This is a genomic window from Acidiphilium sp. PM (assembly GCF_000219295.1).
GTDB classification, from domain to species: domain Bacteria; phylum Pseudomonadota; class Alphaproteobacteria; order Acetobacterales; family Acetobacteraceae; genus Acidiphilium; species Acidiphilium multivorum.
This window is the reverse complement of record NZ_AFPR01000075.1, coordinates 21,651-42,139: the sequence shown is the minus strand read 5'-3', so window position 1 is coordinate 42,139 and position 20,489 is coordinate 21,651. Positions and strand designations below refer to the sequence as shown.

Genomic DNA, 20,489 nt, shown 5'->3' with positions numbered 1-20,489 from the left:
AGGAGCAGGATCATGGGTGCAGCAACAAAAGCCGTATCTGACGCGGAGTTTTCAGCTTCAGTTCTCGACTCGAAGGAGCCGGTGCTGGTCGATTTCTGGGCGGAATGGTGTGGCCCCTGCAAGATTATCGGCCCCTCGCTCGAGGAACTCGGTAGCGAATATGCCGGGCGCGTCACGATCGCCAAGGTGAATATCGACGAAAACCCGATGACACCGACGCAGTACGGCGTCCGCGGCATCCCGACACTGATCCTGTTCAAGGACGGCAAGCCGGCGGCGCAGCATGTCGGCGCCGCGCCGAAGAGCGTGCTCAAAGCCTGGCTGGACAAGAACATCTGATGGCCGTGGCGGACGATCCGGAGTCGCCACCAGCGACGCCGCCAATGATGCGCGCTATCGCCATGCCGGCCGACGCCAATGCGAATGGCGACATTTTCGGCGGCTGGCTGATGTCGCAGATGGACCTTGGCGGGTCGAATCTGGCGGGCCGGATCGCCCATGGGCGAATCGCGACCGTGGCGGTGGATGCGATGAGTTTCATCCGTCCGGTCAAGATTGGCGACGAGGTCAGTGTCTATGCCGAGCTTCTGAAGGTTGGCCGGACTTCGATCCAGGTGAATGTCGAGGCCTGGCGCCGGGCGCGCGATTCGGCGAGCGAGCGGCGGGTGACGAAGGCGGTGTTCACCTTTGTCGCGATCGACAGCGAAGGTCGTCCGCGCCCGATCGCACCCGCCCAGGCTTGAGTTAATCGACTTCCGACAGCGGACGCGCCACCGACTCGAGCGGGCGGCGCGCTGCCTCGACGCCGATCGCCGCCTCCACTGCGGCGGCCCCCAGCATCAGGAGGCCGCCCAGAAGATCCCCGTAGAACAGGTTGATCCGCTCGCCACTGCCTATCAGCATCCCGAACAGGAGAGGACCTGCAATACCGCCCAGAGCGGTGCCAAACGCGTAGAACAGCGCGATGGCGACCGCCCGGATTTCCAGCGGGAAACATTCGCTCACGGTCAGATAGGCCGAACTCGCTGCGGCCGAGGCAAAGAAGAAGATCATCGTCCAGGCCGCGGTCTGCCCCGTCGCGGAAAGATCGGCACCAACGAAAAGCAGCCCGGTGGCGATCATCAGCAGCCCGGCGGTGGCATAGGTCGCGGTGATCATCGTGCGGCGACCGACCGTATCGAAGAGGCGGCCGAGTATCAGCGGCCCCGCGAAATTGCCCAGTGCGAAGGGCAGGATGAACATCCCCACCCGATCACCCGGCACGCCATAGAATTTCGTAAGAACAATGGCATATGTGAAGAAGATCGCGTTGTAGCAGAAAGCCTGCGCAGTCATCAGGCACACACCGAGCACGGCGCGTCGACGATAGCGCCCGAGCAGGGCTCGCAGCCCGATGCCGAACCAGCTGCTGACATCGGTACGCAGGCGGATGGTCGGCAGGGACTCCGTCGGCATGACCGGGCCGCACCGGAACTCGATGCCAGCGACGATCTGTTCCGCCTCCGAGGGGCGCCCATGGGTCATCAGCCAGCGCGGACTTTCAGGAATATGGCGTCGCAGGGCCAGTGCGGTCGCAGCCAGGAAGCCTCCGAGAATGAAGGCAAGACGCCAGCCATAGGCCGGTGGCACCAGTTGCGGGTCGAGCGCGGCGAGCGCGCCCGCGGCCCCCAACGCCGCACCAATCCAGTAACTGCCATTGATCACGAGATCGGTGAAGCCGCGAAACCGGGCCGGCACCAGTTCCTGGATGGTGGCGTTGATCGCCGCGTATTCGCCGCCGATGCCCATCCCGGTCACGAAGCGGAAGGCAAGCAGCGCGGTATAGTTCCAGGCAAGGCCGGAAGCGATCGTGCCGGCGAGATAGACGATCAGTGTCACCGTGAAGAGACGCTTGCGCCCCAACCGGTCCGTCAACCAGCCAAACAGCAGGGCACCGAGCACCGCACCGGCGACATAAGAGCTGCCCAGGCCACCGACAGCGGCGCTGGACAATTGCATGTCCGGCGATTTCGCGATTGCGCCGGATAGCGAGCCCACCAGCGTGACTTCCAGCCCGTCGAGTATCCAGGCGACGCCAAGGGCCACAACCACCAGCCAGTGAAACCGCCCCCAGGCCAGCCGGTCGAGCCGGGCAGGAATTGAGGTTTCTACGGCTGGCGGGCGGCTCACACGTCGCTCAGAGATGCGGTCCCAGCAAGGCGAGATCGGCCGGGCCGAGACGATCCCTCGCGGTCTGCGCCTGATGCCAGTAGGGATATTGCAACGGACGCTGGCTGACCGCATCGAGCATCGATCGCTCCTCCTTGGTCAGCACGAGCGTTGCGGCGCGGAGATTGTCCGCCAATTGTTGCTCGTTGCGCGCGCCGATCACCAGCGAGGTGACCGCGGGCCGACCGAGCAGCCAGGCAAGGGCGACCTGCGCCGCAGAAACGCCGTGCGCGCCTGCCACTTCAATGAGAGCCTCGACGATGTTCCAGAGGCGGCTCTCGTCATGGATCGGCGGCTCACTCCAACCGGCGAGCTGGCGGGTACCTGCCGGCGTTTCCTGGTTGCGACGGTGCTTGCCGGAGAGCAGGCCGCCGGCGAGCGGACTCCAGACGAGCACGCCGAGCCCCTGATCGATGGCGAGCGGGATCAGCTCGTTCTCTGCCTCCCGCGCCTCCAGCGTGTAATGGATCTGCTGGCACACGAAGCGTTCGCGATGCGCCGACTCGGCGATGGCCAGCGCCTTCATCACATGCCATGCCGAGTAGTTGGAGCAGCCGATGTAGCGCACCTTGCCGTCACGAATCAGTGTGTCGAGCGCCTGCATCGTCTCGTCGAGCGGTGTGATCCCGTCCCATTCGTGCACCTGGTACAGGTCGATCACGTCAGTGCGCAACCGCTTCAGGCTGGCCTCGCAGGCGGTGATGATGTGATGGCGCGACAGACCGCGGTCGTTCGGCCCCTTCCCCATCGGAAACCTTACCTTGGTCGCGATCAGCAGTCCCTGAGGCCGCTGACCGCCCAGAGCCTCGCCGATGATCTCCTCGGAACCGCCCGTGGAATAGATGTCGGCCGTATCAAGAAGGTTCACGCCGGCATCGACGCACATGTCGATCTGCCGCCGCGCCTCGGCACGCCCGACATTGCCAACCTTCTCGAACACGCCGCGCCCGCCCATCGTCATGGTGCCGAGCGTCAGCGTTGAAATCTTCAGGCCGGATCGGCCGAGCTGACGGTAGTCCATCGGAAGTGCTCCCTGTTTTCGGAACGCCAGATGTCGTGCCGTGCATGGGCCGGCACAAGGGCGCGCCATCAAGGCACGGACCGATGACTGTCACGTAGGCTTCACACTACGCAGCAGCCAGCTCGGTTAAAGGCTGAGCGGCAGTGTGGCATCCGCGCGGCGGAACCGCCATGTGCGTCGTTTGTCGGGCAAGCCGATCCGACCAGTACGGCTCCTGAGCCGGAACTGGCCGGGTCCTGTCTTGGGCGTAACCTCGGAGATTGGGCATGACCATTGGCTACATCATTCATCTCGCAAATTATTCGGACGGTGTGCTTTATGTGCTCGCTGGTCTTTTCGTCATCGCAGTAGCGGTGATCATCGACCGGATGTGGTATCTCCGCCGGGCGATCCTGCGGGGCGGTTCGATCGTCAGGCGGATGGCGGCCATGGGCCGGGTGAACGAGCAGGATCTTGCAGCGCTGCGCGATTTTGCCGGCCGCATGCCCGAAGGGCTGCTGCTCGACACCGCCCTGAATCATATGAATGACGCCGACCACGCCGGCATGAACAGCCGCATGGATGAGGCGATCATGCTGGTTGCGCCCCGGCTCGACCGCCGGATGTGGGTGCTGGATACGATCGTCACCCTCGCCCCGCTGCTCGGCCTGTTCGGCACGATCATCGGGATGTTCCACGCCTTCTCGATCCTCGCCACGCCCGGCCACGCGCCGGCAGAGGTGACCGGCGGCGTCGCCGATGCACTGGTTGCAACGGCGTGCGGCATCTTTATCGCCATGATCGGCCTCGCGACCTTCAACATGCTGCAGAACCAGGTCCGGCTGATCATTCACCAGCTTGAGACGATCCGCACCATGGTGCTGAATCGTACCGACGGCGCGCCAGTCGTGCCCCATGTCGGCGGCGAACTCGCGGTCCGCGCAGTGGTGGCGGCCTGACGCAATGAACATGCGCTATTTCGAGGCCCGGAAGGCGCGCGTCGAGATCATTCCGATGATCGACGTGATGCTCTTCCTGCTGGTATTCTTCATCATCGTCACGCTGCAGATGATCCCCGATGCCGGAATCCCGATGCAGCTGCCGAACTCGACACAGACCCAGCACCTCAAGCACCCGAAATTCACCGTCAACATTCTCGACGACGGCAGCATCAAGGTGAAGACGCAGGTGCTGACTCCGGCTCAACTCACCGCCCTGTTCCGGGGCGATGGCGATCCGGCCAAGACCGAGGTGACCATCGCCGCGTCGAAGAAGGTTGCCTTCCAGCATTTCGTCACGGTGATGGATGCCGCACGGAAGGCGGGCGTCACCGATATTGGCATCGCCGCCCAACCCGTCGCGGCCGCCAGCGGTTCGTCGCCCGCTGGAGCCGCAGCGGCGCCGGCTTCACCTGCCAACGCCAACTGAGTGGCGCGTGAAAGACGGCCGGGCCCGTTTGGCCAGGCCGTCTTTCAGTCGAGAAACATCTTTCCAGGATTAAGAATACCGCGCGGATCAAGGGCTTGCTTGATCGCGCGCATGACGCCGAGTGCTGCGGCCCCATGCTCGCGGGGCAGAAACTCCCTCTTGCCGAGCCCGACCCCATGCTCGCCGCTCGCTGCCCCACCGAGCGCAAGTGCCTGGGCAACAATCTCGCGGTCGAGTTCCCATGCCTTTGCCCGCCCTTCCTCTCCTTCGGGGTAGAGGATCAACACGTGAAAATTGCCGTCGCCGACATGGCCGACGATGCAGGCTTCAAGGCCGGAACGGGTGACCGCCTCGCGTGCCAGCGAGACCGCCTCCGCAAGCCGCGAGATCGGCACGATCGTGTCGGTAGCAAACGCGCCCATGCCGGGATACGCCGCGCGGGCGGCCCAGTAGGCATCGTGCCGGGCCCGCCAGAGGCGGTTGCGCGCCTCGGTCTCGGTCGCGAAGGCGAAGCCGCTGCCGCCATGCGCCCTCGCGATCTCCTCGGCCATCGCTCCCTGCTCGGCGACGCCTTGCGCGCTGCCGTGGAACTCGAACATCAGCGTCGGGCCGGCAGTCAGGTGATCAAGCTTCGAATAGGCAATCGAGGCTTCCATCTGCGCCGTGTCGGCGAATTCGATGCGGGCGACAGGGATGCCGGTCTGCATGATCTCGATCACCGCCGCGACCGCCGCATGCTCGTCAGCAAAGCCGCACACCGCAGCGCCGATCGCCTCTGGAATGCCATACAGCTTCAGTTGCACCTCGGTGATAATGCCGAGCGTGCCCTCCGAGCCGATGAGCAAACGAGTGAGGTCGTAGCCGGTGGACGATTTGCGGACCCGCCCGCCCGTGTCGATCACCGTGCCATCGGCCAGCACGGCGCGAAGGCCGAGCACATTGTCGCGGATCGTGCCGTAGCGCACCGTGGTCGTGCCGGAGGCACGTGTCGCGCACATCCCGCCGATCGTTGCATCCGCCCCAGGGTCGACCGGGAAAAACAGGCCATGGTCGCGCAAAAAGGTATTCAGCTGCCGCCTGGTCACCCCGGCCTCGACCCGTCCGTCGAGATCGGCGTCGTTCACCTCGAGTACGCGGTTCATCCGCGTGAGGTCGAGGCTGATGCCGCCGCGCACCGGCGTCACATGGCCCTCGAGAGAAGTGCCGGCGCCGAACGGCGTCACCGGTACGTCCGTCGCGTGGCAAAGTCGCAATAACCGCGATACTTCTTCGGTCGATTCGGGAAAGACCACGGCATCCGGGAGGCTGGTGGCTGCATTGGCCTCGCCATGGGCATGGGTTTCGCGGATATTGGCGTTCAGGCTGAGCCGGTCGCCGAAAATGGCGCGGGCGGCGTCGATCGTGCTCTGCGTTTCCATGGCGGCAGGCTATCGTCATTTCCCGGCAAAGTCATGTGCCGGAACAGAAGCCGGCCGCCCAAGCCGACTTGCCCAACCGGCGCGGAGCGAATACCGCATGTCGCCATGCAGACGACAGCGATGAAACTCCTCTATCTGGGTGACGTAGTGGGCCGGTCCGGACGGGAAGCGGTAATATCGACCCTGCCCCGCCTCAGGCACGAGCTCGGCATCGATGTGGCGGTGGTCAACGGTGAGAACGCCTCGCACGGATTCGGCCTCGCGCCGGACATGGCCGATGCTCTGTTCGCCGCCGGAGCGGATGCCATCACACTCGGCAACCATGCCTGGGACCGCAAGGAGATCATCCCCTATATCGCGCAGCAGAAGCGGGTCATCAGGCCGCTCAACTTTCCCCCCGGCACGCCGGGGGATGGCATCGTCGACATCACTCTGCCGGATGGCCGGCGGGTGCTTATCGCCCAGGTCATGGGACGGCTGTTCATGGACCCGATGGACTGTCCGTTCCGCGCGTTGGAAGGCGTTCTGTCGCGGGCACGGCTCGGCGTGACCCATGCGGCAATCCTCGTCGATTTTCACGGCGAGGCGACGAGCGAAAAGATGGCTTTTGCCCACCGGTTCGACGGCGCGGTGACGGCCGTGCTCGGCACCCACACCCATATCCCGACCGCGGATCACCATGTCATGGCCGGGGGCACCGGCTTCATGGCGGATGTCGGCATGTGCGGCGATTATGACAGCGTGATCGGCATGACCAAGGACGCGGCGATCGGCCGGTTCATCCGCAAGATGCCCGGCGAGCGCCTGCACCCGACCGAAGGGGAGGCGACGGTGTGCGGCGCGCTGATCCGCGTCGCCTCCGACGGGCGAGCGCTGGCAGTCGAGCCGGTGCGCCTCGGCGGCCGGCTCGCGCCCGCCATGCCATCACGTTGAACGGCGGCCGGGCAGCATCCGCCGGATCATGCGCTCGCCGCGCAACTCGTGCCTTACCGCGCCGCCAACATGGGCGATCAGCAGCAGGATTACCGCGATGCCGCCCCAGAAATGGAGGAATGCGAAAACCTCCTGCACGCCATGATTCTTGCCGACGAAGGCAGGCAGGGTGAACAGGCCAAAGAAGGGCACCGTGCGACCATGTGCCTCGACGAAAAGGATGCCGAACACCGGCATCGCCAGCAGGAGCGCGTAGAACAGAATCTGGGTCGTATGCGCAGCGATCCGGAACGGCCGGCCGATTTCCTCGGGCAACTCCGGCGCGCCGGTGCGCCGCCGGATGAAAAGGCGGACCAGCATCAGCGCCAGAATGGCAAGACCGAAACTCATGTGCAGGAAGGCGAGCGGCTTGTGAACGGATCTTGGAATCAGGTCGTAATGCAGAAGCAGCCCGGCAATGACGAGCCCTATGACGGTCAGGGCGATCAACCAATGCAGGAACTGGATGGATGGGCGATAACGGTCGTCCATGAATTGACCTCGAATGATGTTCCAATTCTCTGATCACAGGAAAATGGCGTGGCAATGGCAGCCTCATTGCGTCAATCGTACAGTTTGTTAAGCCCTGTTGTCGCGGCTCACGCCGACTGGAGCGTCAACGCGGACAAGCGCTGGATGAGCGTCGCCCGGCGAGATGACGGTCTCTGGAAGATCGGCATGCCCGAGAAAGTAGGCGATGCCACAACCCTTGCCGCGCGGCTGCTCGACCGCGCCGCCGGTGCTGCCGTGGTTCTCGGCGTGGATTTCCCGCTCGGCCTGCCCCGCGCCTATTCGAATATTGCGGGCATCGCTGATTTCACCGTCTGGCTCGCCGGACTCGATCCGGCAGATGGTGTCTTCCGCCCGTGTGCGACCCTCGATGAGGTCAGCCTGGCCCGTCCGTTCTACCCGCTGAAGAGCATGGCCGGTGCCGGGCAGATGGCACGCCTCGCTGCCGCTCTCGGCCTGAATGACGCCGCCGCATTGCGCCGCGCGGTCGATTGCCGGACCGCGCGGCGGCCGGCGGGCGCGCCGCTATTCTGGACGATGGGCGCCAACCAGTGCGGCAAGGCAGCGCTATCCGGTTGGCGGGACTGCCTGCTGCCAGCCTTTACCCGGAACGTTCCGCTGCGGCTCTGGCCCTTCGCCGGCACGCTGCCAGATCTTCTGGCTCCCGACTGCGTCGCCATCGCCGAAACCTATCCGGCTGAAGCCATGGTCCAGACCGGACTGAAACTCGTGGGCAGCAAGCGGCGTCGGCAGGACCGCTCGGCACTTTCCCCGGCCCTCCGCGCGCATTTCGCGGCTTGCCGCCACACCCCCGCACGGGATCTCGTCGCATTGATCGAAGATGGTTTTGGCGCTCGGCCAGAGGGAGAAGACGCGTTCGACTCGCTGCTCGGCGTGCTTGGGCTGATCCGGGTGATCGACGGCGCGCCGGATGGCACAGAAGCCGGGTTGCCCGGCGATGAACCCGTTATCCGCGCGACCGAGGGCTGGGTTCTGGGCCAGGTCGATCCGCCGCAGCCTCCCGTTCGTGCATGAGGGCGGCTTCCTCGGCGCGGCCTGACGCCGCGAGCGCGGCGATGACGCCGGCGCGGTCGGCCGGGGGGCGGTTCTGGCTGAGCTTGCGCTTGGCGATGACCGAACGCACCGTCATCACCACACCGACAATGCCCTTGAGCTGGGCGGCAATGAAGTCTTCTGGTGCGTCATCCACATGCCATGGATTGGGCTGGGGCGCCTCTTCGCGGTCGGTCAAGGCAGTGACAATGTCGCGTAGCCGGATCGGATCCTCGATGATTTCGACCGCGCCCTGCAGATGCACAGCCTCGTAATTCCAGGTCGGAACGACGCGGCCAGTCTCGCGCTTGGTCGCATACCAGCCGGGCGAGACGTAAAAATCATGCGCCTGGAAGATCGCCATGGCCGGCGCGCCGTCGCGCAGCACGTGCCATTGGCGGTTGGCGCGCGCGAGATGCCCGACGAGCGTACCGTGCGGTGCCGGGTCGGGAAAATGGAGCAGCGGCAGATGCGTCGCCTCCAGCCCTGCCTCCCCGGCACTGACGAGAACGGGCAAGCGGCAGGCGCGCATGATCGCCGCGATGATTGCGGGATCATCCTCGGCGAAAGCCGGCGGAGTATACATTGGCGTCGGTCAGCCCGCGCCACAGGCTGCAAGCGTTGCCCGAACGGCTTCCTGCGGCACCTCGCGGCTAGTGAACGCACTGCCGATCCCACGGGCCAAAACGAAGGCTAGCCTGCCGTCCCGCATCTTCTTATCGCTCTGCATGTGGCCGAGCAGCGCCTCCGCGTTCCAGCCGCCGATCCGGTGCGGAAGGCCGACCTCGTCCAGATGCGCGGCAATGCGCGGAACGATTCCCGCATCGCAATAACCAAGACGGGCCGAGAGGTCGAAAGCGCAAACCATGCCGATCGCCACCGCCTCGCCGTGCAGCAGCGCCTCGCCATAACCGGTCTCGGCCTCGAAGGCGTGAGCGAAAGTGTGGCCGAGATTGAGCAGCGCGCGGCCATCCCGCTTGGCCTGCTCGCGCGGATCGGCCATCACCACCTGCGCCTTGAAGGCAACAGCGCGGGCAATCGCTTCTTCCTGCAAGCCCTGGTCGCCACCAAGCAGCGCGGCGCCATGGGCTTCGCACCATTCATAGAGCGCGGGATCGGCGATGAGCCCCGCCTTGACGATTTCAGCATAGCCTGCGGCGGCCTGGCGCCGCGACAGGGTGGCCAACGTATCGCTGTCGATGACGACAAGACGCGGCTGATGAAACGCGCCGATCAGGTTCTTGCCGTGGCGCGAATTGACGCCGGTCTTGCCACCGACGCTGGAATCAACCTGCGCGAGCAGCGAGGTCGGAACCTGCGCGAAGGGCAGCCCGCGCAGTACGCTGGAAGCAGCGAACCCGGCCAGATCGCCGATGACGCCGCCGCCAAGCGCGATGATCGCGGTCTGCCGCTCCGGCTTCAGGGCAAGAATGTCCTCAACCAGTGCGGCAAAACGGGAGAGGCTTTTTGATCCTTCGCCCGGCGGAACCACGATCCGGTTGTGGATGAAGCCCGCATCGTCAAGCGCGCGCTCGAGTCGCGGCAGATGTGTCTGCGCCACGTTCGCGTCGGTCACCACCACGGCGCGACGCGACGGCAGGGCTGCGGCGAGACGGGCACCCGCGCCATCGAGCAATCCGCGGCCGATCACCACGTCATAGCCGGCATCGGGAAGCTCGATCCGAATGGTCTGCTCGGGCGCGTGGCGAGCGATGGCAGCGGCAACGGTCTCGGTGGTCATGTCAGGCGGGGCCTCGGTACTGTCAACGATGATGTCCGCTTCGGCATAGACCGGCGCACGCAGCGCGGAAAGCCGGGACAGGATTTCGGCAGGGTCGCCCTGATTAAGCAGTGGCCGATGGGTGCGGCCGCGCACCCGGGCCAGAAGCACGTCGAGCGTCGCCCGCAGCCAGACGGAAATGGCCCGCGCGCGAATCACTGCGCGGGTCTCGGGGTCCATGAAGGCGCCGCCGCCGGTCGCCAGAACGATCGGCGGACCGGCCAAAAGCTCGGCAATCATGGCCCTTTCGCGCGCCCGGAAGGCGGCTTCGCCTTCTGAAGCGAAAATATCCGCAACCGTCTTGCCCGCGGCCGCCTCAATCTCGGCATCGGAATCGTGAAACGGCAGGGCCAGTTGGGCCGCGAGCCGGCGGCCGACCGCCGACTTGCCAGCCCCCATCAGTCCGATCAGCACGATGCTGCGCATCGGCAAGGCGACAGGAAGGCCGGGTGAATGAAAACTCTTGTCGAACATTGTGCTGCGGCTTACCACAAAAACACGATGGCACTAGAGCGGCATATCGAGGCCTTCCTTGAATCAATGGTCGCAGAGCGCGGCGCGGCGCGGAATACTATTCTTGCGTATCAAGCCGATCTCGCAGACTTTGCGGCGTTCTGCGCCTCTCGTGGGCATGGACCAGCCGAAGCCGACGCGGCAAGCGTGGCCGACTATCTCGGCGGCCTCGCCACGGCTGGACTTTCCGCGCGCACTCAGGCGCGCCGCCTGTCATCCCTGAGGCAGTTCCAGCGCTTCCTGCTGCGTGACGGGCAACGTGCCGATGATCCGACGGCCCTGACTTCGTCACCGAAACTTGCGCGCACACTGCCAAAGACGATCAGCGAGGCGGAGGTCGACGCACTGCTCACCGCCGCGGCGGCAATGCCCGGTCAAGCCGGACGGGTCGCCGAGGCGGGACTGGAAATACTTTACGCCACCGGCATGCGAATTTCCGAGCTTCTCGTGCTGCCCGCAAATGCTCTGTCCACCGATGCCTCTGCCTTGCTGATCAAGGGTAAAGGGGGGCGGGAGCGCATCGTGCCGCTCTCCGCCGCCGCTCGAGATGCTGCGGCCAGATTACGTGAAATGAACCGGAAACGCCCCAGCCGGCACCTGTTCCCGGGACGCCGCATGGGATTTCCGATGACGCGCCAAGCCTTCGCACGGCAGCTCAAGAGGGTCGCGGTCATGGCGGGGATCCACCCTGCCCGCCTCTCACCCCACAGCCTGCGCCATGCCTTTGCGACCCACCTCCTGGCGCGCGGCGCTGATCTGCGCAGCCTGCAGACCCTGCTCGGCCACGCCGATATCTCGACGACCCAGATCTACACCCACGTTCTCGCGGAACGGCTGCAAAAGCTGGTGGAGGAGCACCACCCGCTGGCTACTCCGCCGGGCCGGCGAAAGACGCCAGCCTAAGATTGCCGCCACGGGTACCGGCCAGCCTATTTCGCGAGCAACCGACGGGCAATCGATTGAACGGTTGCCGCTGTAGAGGATTTCGGAAATTCCGAAAGAAACAGTCGCTGGCCGCGAATCGCCTCGCTGACATTCTCGTCGCGCTGGATGATGCCAAGCAGCGGCGGATCGAGGCGCAGGAACCCCCGCGCCGCGCGGGCGAGTGCCGCATGAGCGCGCCGGCCAGCGCGATCGGTGTCGACCTGATTGATCACAATCCTAGCATCGACCGGCTCGCCGCGATCATTCCGGTCACGCTGGAGCAGTTTGAGGACGGCGTAGCCATCGGTCAGGCTCGTCGGATCGCCTGTGGAAATCAGAACAAGCGTATCAGCCAACGCCGCCAGATGGCGCGCCGCGGGCTCGACGCCAGTGCCAAGATCGCACAACAAGACGTCGTAGTTAGCATCACAATCGACCAACCTGCAGACAAGCCGCTCGACGATGACCGGATCGAGGCCGGAAAACGCACCTGAACCGGCCTCCCCAGCCAAAAGGTCGAACCCGCCCCGCTCCACCGGCACGATGCTTTCTGCGAGGGACGCCTCATTACGCAGGATTGCGCCAATATCGGTCGCAGCGAGATGGCCGAGTTGAATATCGGCGTTTGCGAGACCGAAATCGGCATCCAATACCAAGATGCGCGCGCGCCTCGCACTCATGGCCTGAGCCAGCGACAACGTCAGCCACGTCTTGCCGACCCCACCTTTTCCGGACGCGATCGCGATCACGCGTGGCCGCTGCCGGGCATTCGACGTCTCACGGGCTCGCTGTTCCCGCGCATTGACATGCAGAGGTCTCCCTCGGCCGACGAGGGAGGTCTCAGGCTGCATTGGCGACCGGCTCCTGAACACGACCGGCATCAAGCAGGCGCCGGACCAGAAAGGCTGGCGTGACCGTTTCGAGCGCATCGCTGACACGACCAGACGTGCCGGCCTCGGTTAGCTGGAGCGGCACGGAGCCTGCCGCGGCAACAAGGCCACCAAGGCGGCGCGACACATCAAGGCGCGTCGGAATCAGAGCCGTCGCACCCGCCTCATGAAAGCGAGAAGCAATTTCCACGCTGTCGGCCGCATCAAGTCCCGCGGGCATTACCAGCGCGGCAACGCCAGAGACTTCCTCAACCATCGATCGCAAATTATCCATTTCAGATTTGTCGAACGGATCCATCCCAGGCAAATCGATCAGCGTCGGACGGCGGCTTGCCGGACGACGCCGCATTCCACCCTTTTTCGAAGCCGTGTCGATGAACTCGGCGCGCAGGATGCGACACAGTGCGGCCAACTGCGCTGATGCACCGGCCCGGTTCTGGTCGGCGTTAATTACTGTTGGACGGACACCAGCAAGAACAAATCGTGTCGCCAGTTTAACTGTCGTCATCGTCTTGCCGGCGCCTGGCGGTCCCGCAATGACCAACGGTCGGTCGAAATCAAGCTTCCCAAACGACAGGCTGCCAGCAACGGCGGCGTCGGGCGGCTGGTCTGCCCAGGCAGACGCGATGTGCGCCGGAATGCCATGGAAAGACAAAGCCTGGCGCCAGGGGTTGGCCGGATCAGGCGGCAGCTCAGGGTCCAGTGCGACCGTGATCTCGAACTCGCGTCCTCGACGGCGGCTATCGAGGATCAGCGCATCGGGACCGAGGATACGATGAGCCTCCGCGAATGCCTCGCGCATTGATGCCGCTCTGATCACTTTGACTTTCATTCAAATCGCTCCAACGGTTCTGATGCGGGCACGCGGGAAAATTTCCGTCTGCGCGAGCACTGGAGTGGATGGCCGGATCCGCTCAAGAATAGCCCGCACATGGGCGCGCAAATGCGCGCTAGTCAGCAGTACGGGAGCTTCTCCGTCGACACTTGCGGATTCAAAGACCTGATTGATACGACGAGTAAGTTCCGAAAGGCGATTTGACGGCAGAGACAGTTGCCGTGCCTCGGCTGGGCCCACGAGGGCCTCGTTGAGTTCCGTTTCCCATTCAGGGCCGATGACGACCAATGGAACATACCCCCGCGAGCCGGTATGAGCGTCGGTCAATTGCCGGGCAAGGCGAGTCCTCACGTGGGCCGCAATGGCAGGAACGGCCCGCAACTGCATCGAACACGCTTCGTGGATTCCTTCGAGGATCGTCGGCAAATCGCGGATCGACACCCGCTCTGCGAGCAGCGCTTGCAGGACGCGCTGAACGCCTCCAACCGTAAAATGGGTTGGGATCAGGTCGGTCACCAGACGTTGCTGTTCGCGCGGAAGATCATCGAGTAGCTTCTGGGTCTCGGCAAAAGACAGAAGTTCGGCCATGTTTTCCTTGACCACCTCGGTCAGGTGGGTTGTGAGAACACTTGCGGGATCGACCACCGTGCAGCCACGCGCCAACGCCTGTTCGCGATCCGCCTGGTCGATCCAGACTGCCGGCATACCGAATGCAGGCTCTATCGTCGGATCTCCCGGCACGTCAGGCAAGGCTCCGGATGGGCTCATGGCCAAAAGGCGGGTTGGCTGCAACTCGCCAGACGCAGCCTCGATCTCCTTGATGCGCAGGGAGTACGTCGTTGCAGCCAGTTGCATATTGTCCTGAATGCGTACGGGCGGAAGGATGAAGCCCATTTCAGCTGCGATCGCACGGCGAAGCGCCTTGATCTGCTCTGTGAGCCGCGGCGTATCTCCACCCGCAAGCACCAGCAATGCATAGCCTAGTTCAAGTCGGATCTGGTCGATCTTGAGCGCCTCGGTGATCGGCGGCTCCGCCGACTCAACCGGGGCAGGCGCCGCTTCCTCTTGCTCCGGCCGAGGTGGGTTTCTCCAGCGATAGTAGGAACCCCATCCAGCCAGGCCGGAAAGCGTCACGAACGGAATGAATGGCAAGCCAGGCAGGATGGCAAGCACAAACGCACCTGCCGATGCAATCGCCAGGGGCTTATGCGAACGGCTTAGTTGCGCAACCAGAGCCGCATCTGCAGTGCCCTCTGCACTCCCCTTGGTTACCACGATGCCTGCTGCCACAGACACCAGAAGTGCCGGTATCTGGGATACGAGCCCCTCGCCGATCGACAAAGTGGTAAAGGCCGACGCGGCGTCATGCACTGACATTCCGCGCTGGACAACGCCGATCGCAAAGCCGCCCACAATGTTGATTGATGTTATGATAAGAGCTGCAATCGCGTCGCCACGGACGAATTTCGCGGCACCATCCATCGCACCATAGAACCCGCTCTCCTGCTCGAGCTCGGCACGCTTACGGCGCGCGACAACTTCACTGATCGCACCTGAGTTCAACTCGGCATCGATCGCCATCTGCTTGCCGGGAATACCATCAAGGGTAAAACGCGCGGCAACTTCGGCGACTCGTGTGGAGCCTTTTGTAATAACGATAAAGTTGACCACGATCAGGATCGCAAACACGATCAGCCCGATCAGCAGATCGCCACCCATCAGAAACCCGCCAAATGCCGCAATGACGTGGCCCGCCGCATCCGGCCCTTCGCTACCATGAGATAGAATCTCACGCGTTGCGGCAATGTCGAGTGAGAGACGCAACAGCGTGGTGAGCAACAGCACCGTCGGAAAACTCGTGAAATCGATCGGGCGCCGTATGAACAGCGAAACCATCAACACCAGAATGCTGGCAGTGAATGAGAGCGAAAGCCCTGTATCCAGAAGAAATGGTGGCAACGGCACGATCAGAATCGTGATGATGCACACCACGCCGATCGCCAGACCGATATCGGTACCGATCCGGAATTCTTGCAGTCGCCCGCGAAGGGCCGCGAGGTCTGTTGCAGCCATCAGGCGGCCACACCGTTGTGTGGCGCCGGCACGTCTGCACCACGAGCGGCATATTCACGCAACTTGTTACGCAGTGCCCGTATGGAAATTCCGAGGATCGTGGCGGCATGTGTCCTGTTGCCAAGACAGTGATTCAGCGTCTCCAAAATCAGTGCCTGCTCGACGTCTTCGACACGTTGGCCAACCAGCGAGCCAATCGTGTCGCCGGCAGTAGCATGTGCGTGGGGCGAGAGCAGGTGTGACGGTGCCTCTGCTTCCGTGGGTATGCCGATATGCTCAACGTCGATCATCGGCCCTGACGACAACAGCACAGCCCTATGCATGGTATTTTCGAGTTCTCGAACATTTCCACGCCAGGAATAGGCAAGCAGACGCTCAACAGCTCGGCTTGTAAGATGCTTGGTGCCAACTTCATTCAGCCTGGCATAATGAGCCACGAAATGGTGCGCGAGGGGCGCAATATCCCCAGGACGCTGACGCAACGGCGGAATTCGCAACGTCATGACATTCAGACGAAAGAACAGATCTTCCCGAAATCTGCCATCCGCAATGGCCGACCGCAGATCAACGTTCGTGGCAGCAAGGATGCGCACATCAACTGGCACGGGCCGATCACCGCCAATCCGATCCACAGTGCGCTCCTGAAGCGTGCGCAGCAGCTTTGCCTGCAAGCGCGCGTCCATCTCTCCGATTTCATCAAGCAATAGAGTGCCTCGGTCAGCAGCCTCAAACTTCCCGGTACGGCGCGCGATTGCACCGGAAAATGCCCCCTTCTCGTGTCCGAATAACTCGGACTCGAGCAGTGTGTCTGGTATTGCTGCGCAGTTGAGAGCGACGAATGGCCCTTTGCGGCGCCTTGAGCGCTCGTGAATATACCGTGCAAGAACCTCCTTCCCTGTGCCACTTTCTCCTGTGATCAGGATTGACGCAGTGGATGGCGCTACCTGGTCAGCCTGTGACAGTACTGCCCGCATAGCGGGGTCACGCGCGATGAACTCGCCCTTCTGCTCTGTAGAAACAGCCGACAGAATGGCTGCGATGAGATCGGAATCCGGAGGCAAAGGGAGATATTCACGTGCGCCAGCACGAATTGCGTCAACGGCGGCCTTCTCATCATTTTCGGCTCCCGCGGCAACGACAGCCGTTGTGAAACGCTCCGCGGCCAGTCGCCTCATCAGGGCACCGAAATCGTGCGTGACGTCGCAAATGATGAGGTCGGTCCTCGCATCGGCACGTAGACATTCCAGGGCCGCATCAACGGTCTCAGCCTGTGCGAGCGTTGCACCCCGAGCCGCAGCAATACGAGCTGCGACACCAAGTTCTCCCGACAGTGAACCGATGATGAGAACCCGCATATTCGGTCAACCGTTGCGGTCAGACTTGACGATTTCGGTCATGGTAATGCCGAGCTTCGTTTCGTCGAGCATCACCACTTCGCCACGTGCAATCAGGCGATTGTTGACAAAGATATCAATCGGGTCTCCGGCTTTGCGATCGAGTTCGACGACGGCGCCTCGACCAAGCTTAAGCAACTGGCTGACCTGCATGGTCGAGCGACCCAGCACGGCACTGACAAGCACGGGCACATCGTAGACAGCCTCAAGATCCCGGCTAGGGCGCTGGGTCTCAGGCCCATCTCCCGCCGTGCGGCGGGAAACCGGCGCAAGCGGCAGGTCCGACAACACCTGGCCATTGCCATTCGGCTCTCCGGTTGGCGTCGTGATTTCAGATGACAAGGTCGTCTTCCTTTCCGGTTCCAATCTCGATTTCGCCCTGAGCGGCGAGTTCCTTTGCTGTGGTCACGATCGCTAGCTGCGCGGCATCAACATCGCGCAAACGCACCGGGCCCAGCGCCTCGATATCCTCGCGGAGCATCTTTGCGGCACGCTCCGTCATGTTGCTCATGAAGAGGTCGCGGATCTTATCCGATGCTCCCTTGAGCGCGAGCGGCATCACATCGCTGTCGACCGAACGCAGAACTGTCTGGATGTCTCGCGGCGCAAGGCGGATGAGATCCTCGAAAGTGAACATCAGTGACCGAATCCGACTCGCCGCCTCCTGGTTGCGGCTCTCCAGCGCGGCAAACATCCGACTCTCGACGGCTCGATCGAAAGAGTTGAAGATCTCCGCCAGTTTCTCATGCGGATCTCGCTGCACGCTCGACGCCAGGTTCACCATGAAATCGACCTTGAGCGTGCGTTCCACGTCATCTATGGCCTCTCGTTGCAGACTCTCAATCGTCAGCATGCGCTCGATCACATCGATCGAGAGAGGCTCGGGCAGTAGTGCGATGACACGGGCGGCGTGCTCGGCAGTGACGCGGGAGAGCACCATGGCTGCGGTCTGAGGATGTTCATGGCAGAGATAATCTGCGAGCACGGACTCGTTGACCTTGCCAAGTTTATCCCAGATGTTTTTTCCCGCTGGCCCTTGGATGTCTTCGAGGATCTGTTCGACTCGGCCTGGAGGAATCATCTTTCGGAGCAATTTCTCCGCGACCTCTGCAGAGCCGGACACGCCAGAGGCCTTTCCCATCCGCCCCGCGAATTCAAAGCAAAGGGCCTCAACCGTTTCTGACGGAACAGCGCGCAACGCCACCATGGCGCGTGAAATCTCACGCAACTCGTCATCGTTGAGCATCGCCATCAGTTTGCCCCCAGCCTCTTCACCAAGAGCAAGGAGCAAGGCAGCCGCGCGCGAGGCCCCGTTGAGATTGCGATCTGACGTATCGCTCATCGGGCGCCTTCTTGGCCTAGCCAGTCGCGCAGGATCGCGACGCTGGCTTCAGGATGACGGTCGATCAGATCAGCGATCACTTTGACAGGATTGGTCTCCTCCGTCGTTGCCGGGCCGGCGATGGCACCGTTCTGTTCGGCCAGGAGCGCAGGTTCTGCGGTCGTATTTTCGGGTGGCGTAATGATACGACGAACCATCGGCCGGAAGACCACAAGCAGCGCGGCAATCCCGATGGCTGCGGTGACGAGGAGGCGTAGCAACGGCATCAGCAGACCACTCGACAGGAAGCGTCCGATCAGAGACCGCTTGGCGCTAACCGGTAGTTCGTTGGGTGCGAACTGGAGTGACTGAACGTCGACGACGTCGCCGCGGGATTTGTCATACCCGATGGCCGTTTCAACCAGCTTACGAATTTGCGCGACCTGCGCCGGGGAGCGCGGCGTCCAGATGACCTTGCCTTTCGGGTTTGTCGTCTTCACGTCGTCCAGCATCACCGCGACGCTGATACGCGTGATCTGTGGCGTCGCATGAACAATGTGCTTGACGTCCTGGCTGATCTCGTAATTGGTCGTCTGAGTGGACTTGCTCTGAGTATCGAGCCGTTTCGGCCCTGCTTTGCTGGACGTCGCACCTGGGAGGTTGTTTGATACGGATACGGTCTTGTTCGTCCCGCTGCTGCGTGAACTTTTGGACCTTGTCTGCTGCTGACTACGTACAACCTGTCCGTTCGGGTTATAGGTTGTCGAGGTTTGTTCGCTCCGGTCGAAGTCCATGGAAACGGCCGTAACAACCCTGACCTGGTTCGGACCGACCACGGCAGCAAGCATGGAGCGCACCGCTTCCGACAGTTGCCGCTCCGTTGATTGCTTCAGCGCCGCATCACGTGAACTGAGAAGAGAATTGTCGGTCCGACCGGCCTGAGCAAGGAGATCGCCGCGATTGTCGACAATCGAAATGTTGTTCGGCTTGAGCCCCGGCACTGCGGATGCGACCAAGTTGAGGATGGCCTCAACGCTTTCGTGGTCGAGAGGGCCGACGCCAGCGAGCGACAACATGACGCTCGCCTGGGCCGGGGCAGTACTCAAACTGAATTCGTCGCGTCGCGGCAGCACAACCTGAACGCGCGACGCTTCGACCCCGTGGATAAGATTAATCGTCCGCTCAAGCTCGGAATCGAGTGCGCGCGTCTCATCGATCCGGTTGAGAAAACTGGATCCTAATAGGGGATTCTTGTGATCGAATATCGCGAAGCCGTTGGACGAGCCGGCTGGAAGATTGTGCTGGGCCAGCAACAGCCGCGCCTCGTCGAGTTGGGCAGGGGTGACGAGAACGCTATGACCGCCGTTGCCGATCGCATAACGAATATGTGCCGCTTTCAGCGTCTCGGTAATGTGGCTGGCGTCCTTGAGACCAAGGCCGGAATAGAGCGTGGCGGACGGGGATGGACCGCCCGTCAACACCAGTGCCGCCATCAGCCCGAGCACGGCAACAGCCACGGCGCCCATTGCGCCAAGCTTCACCGGGCCGAGCGCCCGCAGGTTCGCGATCAACTGCTTCATCAGCCGAGGGACCCCAATTTTGAGTCCCAACGCAGCCGTGTGGAGAACTGCATGAATCCATCCTGCGATTGCGACCTTTTGTCGCAGGACAAGAATCGCCTATATGGGTAACCGTTCGGTTAACGCCCGGCAGAATTTGCCGAGTCGCGTTTTTGAGAAAAAAAGTGCCTAAGCAGCTCTGCCGCCGCCGTCTGATCCACCCCGCCGACCACCTCGGGCCGGTAGTGGCACGTCGGATGAGAGAAAACCCTAGGCCCGTGCTCGACTCCGCCCGATTTCGGATCGTAGGCGCCGAACACCAGACGGTCGATGCGGAACAAGGAAATTGCTGCCGCACAGAGAGGACAGGGTTCAAGGGTTACAAACAGCCGGCAGCCCTGCAGAAATTTCCCACCCCTCCGCTGCGCCGCCGCGCGCAACGCGAGAATTTCGGCATGCGCGGTCGGATCGGCGCGAGCCTCAACCTCGTTGCCGGCCGCGGCAAGCACGGTCCCGCCAGCATCGACGACAACGGCGCCAACCGGCACCTCGCCACGGCGCGCGGCGGCTTCGGCTTCCGCAAGGGCTTGCTGCATCGGGGTCACGCTTGC

The 20,489-nt window shown here is 63.0% G+C and carries 21 protein-coding genes; 7 read left to right on the top strand and 14 right to left on the bottom strand.

Annotated features, from left to right (window positions below; all coding sequences use genetic code 11):
* The first annotated feature begins 12 nt into the window (after positions 1–12).
* Both trxA and APM_RS03020 read left to right on the top strand, forming a co-directional pair.
* Positions 13–339 carry a thioredoxin gene (trxA, locus tag APM_RS03025; RefSeq protein ID WP_007421885.1) on the top strand — a complete coding sequence of 109 codons (327 nt, stop codon included), beginning with the start codon at positions 13–15 and terminating at the stop codon, positions 337–339.
* Entirely contained in the window at positions 339–743 is a 405-nt protein-coding gene (locus APM_RS03020; protein ID WP_013640022.1) for an acyl-CoA thioesterase, read from the top strand. Before trxA ends, APM_RS03020 begins: the two co-directional genes overlap by 1 nt.
* 1 nt (position 744) lies before the next feature.
* Here APM_RS03020 and APM_RS03015 read toward each other — a convergent pair whose 3' ends face one another.
* Positions 745–2,169 carry an MFS transporter gene (locus tag APM_RS03015; RefSeq protein ID WP_007421883.1) on the bottom strand — a complete coding sequence of 475 codons (1,425 nt, stop codon included), beginning with the start codon at positions 2,167–2,169 and terminating at the stop codon, positions 745–747.
* Positions 2,170–2,176: 7 nt separating this feature from the next.
* The gene (locus APM_RS03010; protein ID WP_007421882.1) at positions 2,177–3,229 is read right to left on the bottom strand and encodes an aldo/keto reductase; all 1,053 of its coding nucleotides are present in this window, start codon (positions 3,227–3,229) and stop codon (positions 2,177–2,179) included.
* Between the two features lie 266 nt (positions 3,230–3,495).
* On the opposite strand from APM_RS03010, the gene APM_RS03005 reads away from it, so the two are divergent.
* Together APM_RS03005 and APM_RS03000 are read left to right on the top strand one after the other, a co-directional pair.
* Complete coding sequence (locus APM_RS03005; RefSeq protein WP_007421881.1) at positions 3,496–4,167, top strand: MotA/TolQ/ExbB proton channel family protein; 672 nt, start codon at positions 3,496–3,498, stop codon at positions 4,165–4,167.
* A 4-nt stretch (positions 4,168–4,171) separates the two neighbouring features.
* The gene (locus APM_RS03000; protein WP_007421880.1) at positions 4,172–4,636 is read left to right on the top strand and encodes a biopolymer transporter ExbD; all 465 of its coding nucleotides are present in this window, start codon (positions 4,172–4,174) and stop codon (positions 4,634–4,636) included.
* 44 nt (positions 4,637–4,680) lie between these two features.
* On the opposite strand, the gene APM_RS02995 is transcribed toward APM_RS03000, so the two are convergent.
* Positions 4,681–6,054 (bottom strand): FAD-binding oxidoreductase, encoded by a 1,374-nt coding sequence (locus tag APM_RS02995; protein ID WP_007421879.1) that lies wholly within the window; start codon positions 6,052–6,054, stop codon positions 4,681–4,683.
* A 120-nt stretch (positions 6,055–6,174) separates the two neighbouring features.
* Between APM_RS02995 and APM_RS02990 the strand changes: the two genes are divergently transcribed.
* The gene (locus tag APM_RS02990; protein WP_011942260.1) at positions 6,175–6,987 is read left to right on the top strand and encodes a TIGR00282 family metallophosphoesterase; all 813 of its coding nucleotides are present in this window, start codon (positions 6,175–6,177) and stop codon (positions 6,985–6,987) included.
* On the opposite strand, the gene APM_RS02985 is transcribed toward APM_RS02990, so the two are convergent.
* Positions 6,979–7,518, bottom strand: a complete 540-nt coding sequence (locus APM_RS02985) for a cytochrome b (protein WP_007421877.1) — start codon at positions 7,516–7,518, stop codon at positions 6,979–6,981. The two genes, APM_RS02990 and APM_RS02985, sit on opposite strands and share 9 nt — an antisense overlap.
* 144 nt (positions 7,519–7,662) lie before the next feature.
* Here APM_RS02985 and APM_RS02980 point away from each other — a divergent pair, with 144 nt between their 5' ends.
* Positions 7,663–8,571, top strand: a complete 909-nt coding sequence (locus APM_RS02980; protein ID WP_241763097.1) for a hypothetical protein — start codon at positions 7,663–7,665, stop codon at positions 8,569–8,571.
* Here APM_RS02980 and APM_RS02975 read toward each other — a convergent pair.
* Both APM_RS02975 and aroB read right to left on the bottom strand, forming a co-directional pair.
* Positions 8,504–9,175 (bottom strand): FMN-binding negative transcriptional regulator, encoded by a 672-nt coding sequence (locus APM_RS02975; RefSeq protein ID WP_011942263.1) that lies wholly within the window; start codon positions 9,173–9,175, stop codon positions 8,504–8,506. The two genes, APM_RS02980 and APM_RS02975, sit on opposite strands and share 68 nt — an antisense overlap.
* 9 nt (positions 9,176–9,184) lie before the next feature.
* Positions 9,185–10,795 (bottom strand): 3-dehydroquinate synthase, encoded by a 1,611-nt coding sequence (aroB, locus tag APM_RS02970; protein ID WP_007421875.1) that lies wholly within the window; start codon positions 10,793–10,795, stop codon positions 9,185–9,187.
* 27 nt (positions 10,796–10,822) lie between these two features.
* Between aroB and APM_RS02965 the strand changes: the two genes are divergently transcribed.
* Positions 10,823–11,785, top strand: coding sequence for a site-specific tyrosine recombinase XerD (locus APM_RS02965; protein WP_007421874.1), 963 nt, complete (start codon positions 10,823–10,825; stop codon positions 11,783–11,785).
* 26 nt (positions 11,786–11,811) lie between these two features.
* Here the strand turns inward: APM_RS02965 and APM_RS02960 are convergent, their stop codons facing one another.
* The 8 genes from APM_RS02960 to APM_RS20190 all read right to left on the bottom strand — a co-directional run bounded on the left by APM_RS02960 (position 11,812) and on the right by APM_RS20190 (position 20,474).
* A complete protein-coding gene (locus APM_RS02960) occupies positions 11,812–12,555 on the bottom strand; it encodes a P-loop NTPase (protein WP_007421873.1) in 744 nt (247 codons plus the stop codon).
* 91 nt (positions 12,556–12,646) lie between these two features.
* Complete coding sequence (locus APM_RS02955; RefSeq protein ID WP_011942267.1) at positions 12,647–13,528, bottom strand: GTP-binding protein; 882 nt, start codon at positions 13,526–13,528, stop codon at positions 12,647–12,649.
* Entirely contained in the window at positions 13,529–15,604 is a 2,076-nt protein-coding gene (flhA, locus tag APM_RS02950) for a flagellar biosynthesis protein FlhA (protein WP_007421871.1), read from the bottom strand. It lies immediately after the preceding gene.
* Positions 15,604–16,959: a sigma-54 dependent transcriptional regulator gene (locus APM_RS20195; protein WP_083818654.1), complete on the bottom strand. Its 1,356-nt coding sequence runs from the start codon at positions 16,957–16,959 to the stop codon at positions 15,604–15,606. Before APM_RS20195 ends, flhA begins: the two co-directional genes overlap by 1 nt.
* Before the next feature lie 6 nt (positions 16,960–16,965).
* The gene (gene fliN / locus APM_RS02940) at positions 16,966–17,340 is read right to left on the bottom strand and encodes a flagellar motor switch protein FliN (protein ID WP_007421869.1); all 375 of its coding nucleotides are present in this window, start codon (positions 17,338–17,340) and stop codon (positions 16,966–16,968) included.
* Positions 17,330–18,340: a flagellar motor switch protein FliG gene (fliG, locus tag APM_RS02935; RefSeq protein ID WP_007421868.1), complete on the bottom strand. Its 1,011-nt coding sequence runs from the start codon at positions 18,338–18,340 to the stop codon at positions 17,330–17,332. Before fliG ends, fliN begins: the two co-directional genes overlap by 11 nt.
* Positions 18,337–19,899 (bottom strand): flagellar basal-body MS-ring/collar protein FliF, encoded by a 1,563-nt coding sequence (fliF, locus tag APM_RS02930; protein ID WP_035185850.1) that lies wholly within the window; start codon positions 19,897–19,899, stop codon positions 18,337–18,339. Before fliF ends, fliG begins: the two co-directional genes overlap by 4 nt.
* 119 nt (positions 19,900–20,018) lie before the next feature.
* A complete protein-coding gene (locus APM_RS20190; RefSeq protein WP_007421866.1) occupies positions 20,019–20,474 on the bottom strand; it encodes a nucleoside deaminase in 456 nt (151 codons plus the stop codon).
* Between the last annotated feature and the right edge of the window lie 15 nt (positions 20,475–20,489).